Below are 11,769 nucleotides of genomic sequence, written 5' to 3'. Positions count from 1 at the left end.
TTTATGTCTTAATTTGCTGCGACTGGCAACCGTTCCATCGCACCTGGTTGCGGCGCATTGGTTAGCACGGCGATCGTGCCTGGTATCGCAGTCATGGTTTGAATTTGGGCCTGTAGCCACTGGTTATAAAGGCGATTGGTCAAATCAGCGCGAGTAGCATCAGTGAGTCTTGCGGCTGTAAATTGCTCTAGCCGCGCAATCCAAAAACCATCCGCGATCGGGATGGGGCCATAAACAATGCCTACTTGTTCATTGCGAAACAGCGTTGCTACTTCGACTGGTAGGGTTGACAATGGCACAGGGCCGATCCATCCGCCTGTCGATCGTTCATTTCCCAGTGAGTAGTGCTGCGCCAGTTGAGCAAAATCCGCGCCATCGTCTCGAAGCTGAAAATAGAGTTCTTGCGCCTGCGCCAAATTAGTTAATTGGATTAAGGAATATTCCACCTGATCCAGGTCAGATTTAATCCGCAGAAACTCCGATTCCACCTGACTGGCAAACCGCAATTGCTTAAATTTTTGCACTTGCAATTCTCGCAATATAACCGTGCTGAAATAGTCTAACGTTACGCCTTTGATCTGGCACCATTGATGGATAAACCCTTCAAAATCATCTGGCAACGGAGCTTCTGTTGCTCCAAACAGGGTATAAAACAACTCCTGCTTTGATAGAGGCACATCTTTGAGCGCCTCATCTAGCAAAATTTGACCCACCATTGGTTCCAGCAGTTTGTACCGAACTAACGCAGAAATGATTTGATCACCATCTAAGAGGTAATCGCCAATCTTCAAACAGTTGCCCATAGCAATGTTCCTAACCCACCATCCAGAGAAGTTTTGCGTTCAATCTATGCCTGTAGGCGCGGGCACTCCTCACATTTACCAGTGCGCAAATTGTGCAACTGGCTCAAACCACATTAATGAAAGGGCCTATCAACGACGATCGTCGTTGCCCCATTAAACACGCCTAAAAGCGACGTTGCTGAGCTTGAGAGATAAATGAAACTAAAGCAGACCTATAAGCCCTTTTGTGGATCCATCTTCCGTTTCCGCCGCACCCCAAATACTTCCAGTGGGTTGTGAAAACAGTCGCCAAGTTGCACCCAGCATCTTTCAGGCTAAATACAGATGATCGATAAAACGTCAGATGACCTGACGCGTACAGGTTCAATCACAGAGACAAGGAATTTCTGTAGGGACACTAAATTGATGCACTTGACCCAGACAATAGCACACTCGCTCGCATGATCACTTAATTGGAACCAATTTACAAACTGTTCTAGTTAAATGACTAGCGATCGCGCCAACCCATTACTGAGCTTCACCATACTTAACACCAAACCAGGACATGTGCAAGTTAGAACGCAATTAGAACTGCAATATCAAATTAGTTCTAATTAGCCAATTTACTGCTTTTAAGTTAAAAAAATAACATTCATCCTCTACGTAAAAACTATGCTTTGCCCAATCCTCCTTATTTTAGTGCACTCTATGAAGGAACTTTAGCCCTAATCTCATTAAGCCAGCACTGCTAATATCTGGTATAAAAACGTTAGACATACTCTGAAAAGTTCTGAGAATTTTGGGTTGGCTAAATCCTTCAGCTTCTTTACCTTGGTACAGAGCAGTGTTGCCTTTACGTTAAAAGCGTTGATGTGGCTCTACCAGTAAACCCTTTGCAGGCACCACTTGAAACGACCGCAGACCCTACCTGGTAAGCATTACCGCATTTTTCTCTTGACCCGCGATCGCTGCGGCCCCTGTTGCTAAAGCCATTTGTTGGATAGCTTGTATCGTATCCATCAGACATCGGCAACGCCTCTTAAACTTTTGATGATGAGCGCTGTTGTGCAAGCGGTATACAAGCCGCAGCGAACGACCGCGTCAGTCTGTCTGACGCAGATTCAGCTTTTGCCAGGTGTGCATCAATCTTTTAGGTTCAACACAAGCAAACCAACTACACACAAGGAACCGATCATGGCTAACAGTGCACAGAAAGGATTAGACACCCTTCTCACATTTTTGCAGTCTAATCCATCGTCTTTCCTAGGGCAGGATCAATTTCAAGGCCCCTTCAACACCCGTATCTCTGGCGATCTAACCGCTGGTGTTAATTTTATTGGGGATGCAGGTGATAATACTGTTCGGACTGGCGATAGCTCTAATGCAGCGCAAGCAGGCAACGATTTGCTCATTGGCAACGATGGGAGTGATTTTCTGGCTGCTGGTGCTGGCGATGATGCCTTGTTTGGTGGAAATGGCAACGATCGCCTGGAGGCTGATGGCGGTAATGATACCGTCTTTGGCGGCGCTGGGGATGATCAACTCTTTGCCAGTACAGGTGATGACTTTATTGCAGGTGGCATTGGTAAAGATACACTGGAAGGTGAAGAAGGCAACGACACCCTCATTGGCGGAGACGGTGTTGACCTGATGAAAGGTGGTCAGGGGATTGACCAGTTTGTTTACGAAGGCAATGTGTTTGCGAATGGAACACCTGCACCCGCCGGACAAACGGGAATTAATGCGCTCAATACCCCTGACGTTATTTTGGACTACACGATCGGCGAAGACAAGTTTGCCTTTAACGCTCAAGATTTGGGGCTGAAAAATTTGACCTTCCAAAAAGGGCAATCGTCTCAAATTGCGGGTGATGGTAACCTCATTGTCCTCACAGATCCTTTCCCAGCCGCAGGAGCCGCTGCTCGCGCGATCGCAAACAATGCCAACATCACCTCTGATGCCGGAGCGTTTGTTTACTTCAACTCAACGCTAGGGCTGACTCGGTTGGTGTATTCCAATGATCTCAGCGATGGCGGCGACATCAGCGTTCTTGCAAACTTAGACAACCAGCGCGGTGCCACTGGGTTAGCCAATATTGCGAACTTCTCGGCAAATGACTTCACGCTAGTGTAAGTTTCGCCGCCGCAGACTGGCGTAATTCTACCTGAGTAGTGCAGCGTTTGCTTGCACATATTGAAGCATAACGTTGCAGGGGCAATCAGAAATGGTTGCCCCGATTGCTATTGGTTTAAAGATTCAATCATTCTGTATGAGTCAGTAGAAACTCCTCACGAAAAAGATGCTCTCTTAAAGCGGTTAGCCGTCAACGGTCAGCCCATTTAAGTAGATGCCTTCGATTAAACGGACGCACTTTCACAGCCGTCAGCGGTCAGCAGTCAGTTTTCAGTCCATCTAGCTTATGCTTTCTAGTAGAATCGCGGCTCAAATCGCTTCGACGAGTTAAATTCGCTGTAGGGAGTGTATGGTGGTGTGCCCACGTTGGTTGCATGCAGCTCTTATAACAATCCTAGTTGGCTCATGAAAATGTCTTGCGATCGGTGCTCAATGATCAGCGTCATCAAAACCTAGTAGCTGACCGCTGACCGCTCGATAGCTCTTGATACTGAGTCCCGTTTACAGTTAACTTAATGCATCATTATCATATAAGACAGTTAATACTCTGTCTCTTAAGAATGAAAAGATTTAAACGTAGTTCTATCCTGAAGGAGGAGTGAATGTCTGTAAATTAAACTAACAGGTGTGAGTTTGTGGCTCAGATGATAGCGCTGCTGCACAAGTATGCCGTAGCGTTCATTGCTTTCATCGATATTGAGTAGCCACGTCCTGGTTTGTTACTGTTTATTTGGAAAATTTGGTTATGAGCCGTCAGGTATTAGAGCGTGGAGCACTTGCTTGCTCTGCATTAGCACTGTACGGTTGGACGCAACCTTCTGTATCAGAACCCGTTATCCATCATGACTGCGAAACCACTGCTAGGGTTTCCAGCACCGAAAGCCGTTGCTTGCAGCTTGCTCAAAAGCCAACGTCGAATACAACTCCTGAACGCTTTACAAGCAACCCGTGGAGCGATCGCACCCGTGAACGCCTGCCCGATAAGATGGAAGCGGTCTATAGTGATCTGGTCGTGCAGGCCCAGGCACTGGTCGATCGCAACCAGTTAACGCAAGCGGTAGATCTGGTTGCTGGCATTCCTAAAAATAGTCAGCACTATGGCATGGCGCAGCAACTACAGGACGACTGGTCGCGAGAACTTTTGAGGCAGGCCGCTAGCGAATGTCGGCAGGGCCGTGTTGGCAAAGCACTCTTAATGCTCAACACGATTCCATCTCAGAGTCAGTTGCACGATCGCATTACGGAACTGAGACAACGCTGGGGCAACCAGGATAAACTGCTGCAACAGGCGATCGCCCTCAAGCAAAGGAGTGATTGGCAAGGTGTGATTGACACCGTCAAGGCATTAGAAGGTGCACCTATGTATCAAAGTCTTTTGGTGCAGGGGATGCTGCAACAAGCGATGACGCAGCTCTATAAGCCTGATGCTGCAATGCTGCAAGTAGCGATGGAAGATCTGCCAACCGTCCAGCCTGCGGTCGCTCCACCAGAAACCATTTCTGTGTCACAAAACCAGTAAGCCGCATAGTGAGCGATTAGTGTCGCTGTGAGGGGTATTGAGATAGAGATGGCTATCGTGCTTTTCTCAAAGGGACGTTGTTGCAATGTCCCTTTAGAAGCAGCAGTGTTAGGGGTTTTCATCAATGACTCACACACATCGCTTTCAGCAAGGGTTCCAGCCCTCAACCTTGTTTTTTAAAACGGGCGCGGTAAGGCTAATACTCAAGGCTTCTAAGCTTAATTGATGACGTGCCCTAGCGTTTGTCAGGCGCTGCTTTAGCAAACTCCACTCCAAACAGTTTTTTCAGCACCACGATCGGATCGGTTTGGGGAAGACTCATATCCACAAAGAGGCTATGAGCAAGCTGTAGCTGTGCGGCACTGTATTGGCGCTGGTTCTGAGCTTGAGACACGGCTAGTCCTAAATCATGAAACCAGCGCACTAAGACAGGTAGCGAGTTTTCAAACGCAACAGACCCGCGATCGCTAGAAAATCTCAGAATACGACGTTTGAAGTGTGCATTCATCAAAGTGTGGGTTGTGCCATCCTGCACCAATTCCCAACGCGATTGCGGCATTGCTTTCTCGCTCCAAGCAGCCCACAGGCGCATTCGCTTTAAAGTTGCGTCTGAGTCCTGGCGTTTCGACAGGTAGAAGGTAACCCATCGCGTTGTGGGCAGCTCAAGAACACGTCGGGGCGTTTGAGCCGTTACAGCGTCAAGCTGGCTCAATGTGGGTTGAACGTCACTCCAGACCTGAGCTGCGATCGCGCCTGGATTAAACTCATCTAAAAGCGCGGCTGCATGACCAGGCAGCGAAGGAAGGCTGAGATCAGTCAGTGACTGAGAAGAGTCAATTAATCGGTTGGCTGGCAGGGGTTCCAGAAGGGGCGATGGCTCAATGAGCGATGGCTCAAGGGACGATTGTTCAAGGGACGATGGCTGTACTGCAATCTCTGGCAGCAGCAGCGGCGTTACGTCCCAACGATAACGATCGAGCCTTCCCCCTTCATGCATACAGCTTGGGAAGGGATACGTTTGTTTTGCGATCGGTTGATACGTTTTAGGGTCAAGATATTCTAGATGTAATTGAATCGCTGGCGTATCATGCTGCTGTTTGTCAAAGGTGTAGCTGGGTGGTGGTGGTTCCAGGCAAAGCAACCGTACCACTTGATGAACGGCTGGGTTCGTGCAGTCCTGCAACTGAAAAACATTATGAGGCGGCTTAAACACCATCCGCCCGTCAAGATCTAAAAAGTAATCGAGCGTACACCCTTGAGGAACATAAAAAAGAGTCCCAATATAGCGATCGAGCTTAGGTTTTCGCCGTCTTAAATAGACGTAATACTGAGTTGGCTCTTCTAGCCCCCGGTCTTGGTAGCTATAGTCTTTTTTGAGCAGGAGGCGCGTATTGTGCTGCTCAGCCGCGATGCCTCGACGGTGGCGATCGCCAATCTCCCGCAACCCAAATTCTAAAACCGTTTGGATCTGGTCAGCTTCAAGCTGAGTCAGCAAACGGCGGATCAATGCAATTTTTGCTTTTGTTTTTAGCTGGCTCACATGGTCAAAAATGCCATCGGCATCTGCTAACTCGCCCGTTAGCGGATTGTTGGCTTCAGCAAGCACGCCTTGCCCGAACGGCATCGTTACCGCTTGTACATCTTGTGCTTGTACATCTTGTGGAGGGGCTGATTGCACATATCCCTCATCAACTGCTGCAACAGGAACATCACGACTCATATCAGGAAAAAATCAGGGGCTGTATATCACACTCGACAGCTAATCAACCGGATAAATTCACTAACCTAGGTTGATCAATTGCAATGGGTCAATCTTAGCCCAAAAAAATCTACAAACAGATCGCTCCAATGAAAGATTGTACAAAGCAATGCAGGGGTTTTGTTAAGACTTGAGATTTAACCTAAACAGTAAAATAGCTAGATGCCGACAAACAATCCCGTTGGAATGTCTATCGGCTCTGAAAAAACCTGCTAGAGGCTGTTTAGACTAATTTGAAGAGTGACGGCTACAAATCAGTTGCTGGGTAGGGGCAAGGCATTGCCTTGCCCCTACAGGATGTGTCGTATCTTCGGTTTGAGTTGGTACGAGAGGCTTCAAGCCTTCTAAATTTTCTTAGAAAGGACGGCACTGAACCATTTAAATTCCTTTCTTGCTGGCGGTGCGGACGTTGGGTTGAGGCACGAAATTCAGCCTACACTGTTTAGATTGATCCCACTTATCTACTCAGGTCACGGCTTTATTAAGGTGTAATACCTGACGTAGGGGCGTGACATACCTTACGGGAAGCAAGCTACGGTAAAAAGCCTTTGCCATTGTTCCAGGGATCTCTGTCGAAGGCCGCGTCTGTGCAGGTAAAGGGGTACAGTTGATCAGATTATTTAATTCACAATCCTTAGTACATCTGCTGCTAATCAAGCAGGATGGTCTCGTAGCGATTCAAGGCCGCTTCAGTTTGTTTACGATCGGTAATATCCAGCAGTACGCCATCTAGCCAAAGCAAATTGCCGTTCTGGTCAAAAACGCCTTGCTTACGCTCGAAAACCCAGCGAACATAGCCGTTTGCGTGAATAATGCGATACTCGATCGAGCAACGGTGTCGGTCTAAAACCGATTGAACCAGTGAATCTTTAATGATGGCGATATCATCTGGATGAACAATGCTTAGAAAAGATTGCATTTGATTATTTACCAGAGCCAAGGCTGGATAACCAGTAATCGCTTCAATGCCATCGCTTACAAATTCCATCGTGTAGGTTGAACTACAGCGGAAGACAGCGCCCGGAATGTTTAATACTAGCGATTTGAATCTTTCTTCACTGGCTTTTAACTCCACCTCCAAACATTTACGGTCGGTAATGGCGTATCCACTTAAAACGACACCATCGACTCTTAAAGCAGAGGGAAACGATTGCCCTTGCAGAGAAAGAGCTACCCACCGACCTGCCTTGGTGCGCCACCAGCACTCAATCTCTGGTTGATGGGGCTGAACGCCGCTGCTCCAGAGTTGCAAGAGTAGCTCAAATTCATTGAAATGGTTGGGATGGAGAAGCTCTGTGATGTGCCGTCCTAATAATTCCGTTTCGCTATAGCCTAAGAGACGTTCAACGGCAGCGCTCACATAAACAATTTGTCCCGTGTGACTCGTTTGAATAAACAAATAAGGACTATTGAAGACAAATGCCTTCCATTTTTCCTCCGTTCTGACAAGCGCATTGTAAACGTTGCGGCTCTCCGTTATATCCTCTATCAGAACCATAAAGCAGTGTTGCTGTTCATCGGTACAGCCACTCACATTTGTTAGAGAAACTTGGCTTTTTGTCCAGATAATTTCGTTGCTCCGAGTAATAAAGCGCTTTTCGACTGTATAAGAAGGAATGGCACCATTCAATAACTTTTGCTTCAGGTCTGCATCAATTAAGCGATCGTCAGGGCAAACAAAATCCTCTAAAAAGATTGTTTCATCTCTATCTGTTTTTAGGAGTTCATGCAGCCGCCAATTACACTTAACAATGACTCCCTCTTGACTGACGAGTGCACTTGCCAGACTAGGATGATCAAAAACGGTCAGCGATCGCTCAGTTGCGTCTACACATTTGGTCATGGCTGCTTCTGACTCGACTCTTTCGGCCGTGAAGAACATTGACGTTGCTTCTGCCTGAAATTTTAGGGAACATTCAAGCATCTTCTGGCCGTCTCTGGTTTTAGCCATGAAATCAACCGTTTTTCCCTGTAAAGCTAGCTCCCAAAGCGATTCTAAAACGGCCTTTGGTGTCAGCTCTGACTGAAAATAAAGGAAAAAATCAATGTCTTCTGTAGTCGCTTGTAGCAACGTTAGAAAGCTTTGACTGGCGTATAATGGCTGCCCGCGATCGCTATAGATACAAAGGGGACCCAGCGATCGTTCGAGAAACTCTAATGATCCATGAGACTGAATCCCAGGAAGATTCCAGAGAGTAGAAACCATACTTCAGTGTATTCCTTACATGCAAAAAGAGCGATACCAGGAGTGAGCTTCAGGTCGTTTGGAGGCTTTGTGCTGGTTTAAAAGATGCGTAGTGAGTGTGTTAGCACTTGCCGAGATCGAAGTGCAACAGGCGATCAACGTCTCAAACGCTATTATTTCGCTACTAAAGGTTTGCTGTTTCAAAGGTGGTAAAGCGACTGGATAAATGCATCACTTGGGTCAGTTCATTTTGCTTTCAGCACTGAGCCAGTTCATTTTGCTTTCAGCACTGAGCCAGTTCATTTTGCTTTCAGCAAAAATTCGTGATTACTTCCGTTTTGTTCGATGCACCCATACAGGGTTGGCAGATGTGATTCTAGCTCAGCATGCTATTTTAGCAGCAGTTGTGAGCAACATTCCTGAACTAGCAATTGCTTTTTCAGCCGTAGCTTTTGTTTACCAGATGACAACTCGCTTTTCGCACCCATCTTAACTCATTGGTGCTGCGCTACGTCGCCTTGGCATGATGATGGACTCCGGCTACTACGCTTTTATCGTTGTGCATTTCACAGTTTCTAGATCTCTACTATATGCTTGTTTATAGATTGTCACAGCCGTTTTTTAGGCTGGTAAAATAAATTTGCTGTAGAGCGAAATCGCCTCATTGGCCTTTCTGCTTCTATCAGCCTTCTTTTTCTCTTGTGCCAGTTAACTGCCGTTGAGATTGGGTAAAAACTAATTAGAACAGTAGCACTGAGCGGGTTCCAGTTAAAATAGCTCTACTTTATGTACTTAGTTCTGGCATAAGAGATGGACACTCGTGTTTCTGATGACTATAATTTACGGAAGCATCTGTCAGCACTATCGCCAAGTTGAAGTTGGCTCTTGAAAGTGGCTTCTGAAATTGGCTTCCAAAATTGGCTCAATGAGCTTGACCAGACGTAAGCAAGCTTGAGCAAGCAAGGCTTCATCTACCGCTCTCACTTGATTCTTCTAACTTGATCCACACTAGCAAACATTCTGTACTGTGTTGATCTGTACTACATTAATCTGTACCGCGTTAGAACGATCGGCTGTATGGTTCTAATGAAAGACGGTTGAAGCACTTTGAGCGATCGAACTCTAACCTCGTTCAAGCGTCTAGATTTTTACGGCTTGTCAAATGAAGTTTGACAGCTCATTTGGTGTGATGGATTGATCGCAGTTGCGACTGCGGTGGTAACTACAAGTTTCAGCGGTATTGTCAGCGTTGTCATTGTTTGGCTTTGGTTTCAGCACTCGATCGCCTGTAGGGCGATAGTCGTGCCATATTTCTACGGCCACAAAGGAACTGCAATCAAGTAAAAACTGCTGACGCATAGTGGAACTCCCGTAGACTCTGAAAGCAAGCGGTGTCTCAGCTCACAAAAGGTTGAATCGATATGATTGGGCAACTATTGACAGGACGTTATCTCATTCTAGAGAAGCTGGGTGGCGGGGGGTTTAGCGAAACCTACCTGGCTCGTGATAAATACCTTCCCCACCATCCTCTGTGTGTTGTCAAATCACTTCAACTATCAGATAGCAGCACCCTTTCACCAGAAACGGCGTTGCAGTTATTTGAAACTGAAGCAAAGCTTTTGGAGCAGCTAGGGCAACACCACGCTCAAATTCCAACGCTCCTGGCTTATAGTCACGAGCAGGAGCAGGCGTATTTAATTCAGGAGTACATTGAGGGTGAAAGCTTACGCCATTGGCTGACCCGTCAGCAGCGTCTAACCATAGAAGCGGCGGTCAAGCTATTGTCAGAAATGCTGTCGATTTTGACTTACCTCCATTCGCGTCGCATTGCCCACTGCGATATCAAACCCAGCAATATCATTCGCCGTAAGCGGGATGGCAAGTTAGTGCTGATTGACTTTGGGGCGGCCTGCCAGGTGCCTGAAACGCCTTCTGGCCCTTCTACATCATCTGTAACAAATGAACTTCAAATGGCGATCGGCACGCCAGATTACATGCCCGATGAACAAAAGCTGGGTTATACCCAATTGAATAGCGATCTCTACGCATTAGGGATTCTGGTCATTCACCTCTTGACAGGCATTTTGCCGCGACAATTTCAGCGCGATCTAATTTCGGGACAACTGGACTGGCAAACCCATTTGGCCGATTCCACTCCTAATCCTCGTTTGATTGCGCTTTTAAATCGTATGGTGCAGAGCGATTTTCGCGATCGCTACCAGCAAGCAACGGATGTGTTGGCAGATCTTCAAGCCTTACCCATGACCAAACGATTTCAATCGCCGAGGGTAAGAGGCTTGCAAGGACTGGTGCCTAAAGTGGCGTTCCCCGCGATGGCAGGCATTTTACTGGGTGCAGTTGGCATCCAATATGGTCACACTCAAAGTCAATTGCCTGAATTATGGCTGAATCAGTTAGAACAGCGGTTTCATCCGTCGCCTGTGCAGTTAACCATGATGCATGATGTCTCCGTGCAGGCTGGGGTCGATCGGATGGTGATTGCACCGAATAATCGCATCCTGGTGACAGCCGGGTCAGACCACGCGCTCCGTTTATGGTCATTGCCCACAGGCACTCTGTTCAACACATTAATGAAGCATGGGGCTACGATTACAGCCTTAAACATCAGCCAGAATAGCAAGCTGTTAGTAAGTGGTCGTGAAGATGGCTCGATCGATCTGTGGGATCTCTCTACTGGAAGGCTTCTACGGTCTTTTGCAGGCCATCGACAGCCTGTCATGGCTGTGGCGATTAGCCCTGATGGGAGTACGGTGGTCAGCGGTTGCAAAGAGGGTAAAATTCGTCGCTGGGATGCCCAAACAGGGGTGCGGTTGCAAACGATGCAACTTCTGCGGGGTGGGGTGACTGCACTAACCTATGATGAAACCTCCGATCGTTTAATCAGCGCTAGCAGCGACAGCGCACGTGCAGATGCATCAGCCCGCCAGATTCAGGTATGGGATCTTAACTCTAGCAAGCTAGTCCGCACCTTTGTGGGCCATACCGCAACCATTGATGGATTGCAGGTAGCAGGCGACCACATGCTGTTCAGCGTTGGTAAAGACCGGGGCTTAATGTGGGATCTCAAACGCGAAGAACTCGTCACTGTGTTCCCTCAGGACTCTGCTGATGCGATCGCGACATCATTTAACGAGCAAAACATTGTGACCGTCCATGACAACGGCAGCATCCGCGTTTGGATGCGTAAAGCAGGTCGGCTCGTGCAACGAGAGACGGGTGCGTTAGGGCGCAATTTGGACGTGGCGCTAAGCCCTAACCATCGCTATTTGGTGAGCTGGAGTGCTGATCGACGGCTGCGTGTCTGGCAGCTCAATGCCAGCAATATCCAATAAGGCCAAAGCGCTAAAACTGGGCAGACGGACGTTCACTT

At 47.5% G+C, this 11,769-nt stretch carries 8 protein-coding genes; 4 read left to right on the top strand and 4 right to left on the bottom strand.

Going from position 1 to position 11,769, the window contains the following annotated elements; translation table 11 throughout:
* Window positions 1-8 precede the first annotated feature (8 nt).
* Entirely contained in the window at window positions 9-803 is a 795-nt protein-coding gene (locus tag AC5JLP_RS11010; protein ID WP_496067983.1) for a peptidylprolyl isomerase, read from the bottom strand.
* Window positions 804-1,976: 1,173 nt separating this feature from the next.
* Between AC5JLP_RS11010 and AC5JLP_RS11005 the strand changes: the two genes are divergently transcribed.
* Window positions 1,977-2,915 (top strand): calcium-binding protein, encoded by a 939-nt coding sequence (locus AC5JLP_RS11005; protein ID WP_496067982.1) that lies wholly within the window; start codon window positions 1,977-1,979, stop codon window positions 2,913-2,915.
* 745 nt (window positions 2,916-3,660) lie between these two features.
* Window positions 3,661-4,434 (top strand): hypothetical protein, encoded by a 774-nt coding sequence (locus AC5JLP_RS11000; RefSeq protein WP_496067981.1) that lies wholly within the window; start codon window positions 3,661-3,663, stop codon window positions 4,432-4,434.
* A gap of 235 nt (window positions 4,435-4,669) precedes the next feature.
* Here AC5JLP_RS11000 and AC5JLP_RS10995 read toward each other — a convergent pair whose 3' ends face one another.
* Together AC5JLP_RS10995 and AC5JLP_RS10990 are read right to left on the bottom strand one after the other, a co-directional pair.
* On the bottom strand, window positions 4,670-6,154 hold the full coding sequence (locus AC5JLP_RS10995; RefSeq protein WP_496067980.1) for a hypothetical protein: 1,485 nt from the start codon (window positions 6,152-6,154) through the stop codon (window positions 4,670-4,672).
* 688 nt (window positions 6,155-6,842) lie between these two features.
* Window positions 6,843-8,399, bottom strand: coding sequence for a PAS domain-containing protein (locus tag AC5JLP_RS10990; protein ID WP_496067979.1), 1,557 nt, complete (start codon window positions 8,397-8,399; stop codon window positions 6,843-6,845).
* 256 nt (window positions 8,400-8,655) lie between these two features.
* On the opposite strand from AC5JLP_RS10990, the gene AC5JLP_RS10985 reads away from it, so the two are divergent.
* Window positions 8,656-8,871, top strand: coding sequence for a hypothetical protein (locus AC5JLP_RS10985; protein WP_496067978.1), 216 nt, complete (start codon window positions 8,656-8,658; stop codon window positions 8,869-8,871).
* Between the two features lie 665 nt (window positions 8,872-9,536).
* Here AC5JLP_RS10985 and AC5JLP_RS10980 read toward each other — a convergent pair.
* A complete protein-coding gene (locus tag AC5JLP_RS10980) occupies window positions 9,537-9,737 on the bottom strand; it encodes a hypothetical protein (protein ID WP_496067977.1) in 201 nt (66 codons plus the stop codon).
* 62 nt (window positions 9,738-9,799) lie between these two features.
* Here AC5JLP_RS10980 and AC5JLP_RS10975 point away from each other — a divergent pair, with 62 nt between their 5' ends.
* The gene (locus AC5JLP_RS10975; RefSeq protein WP_496067976.1) at window positions 9,800-11,731 is read left to right on the top strand and encodes a protein kinase domain-containing protein; all 1,932 of its coding nucleotides are present in this window, start codon (window positions 9,800-9,802) and stop codon (window positions 11,729-11,731) included.
* Window positions 11,732-11,769: the final 38 nt, after the last annotated feature.

The sequence above is a fragment of the Stenomitos rutilans genome, assembly GCF_059505485.1.
This window is presented reverse-complemented; position numbering and strand designations above follow the sequence as displayed.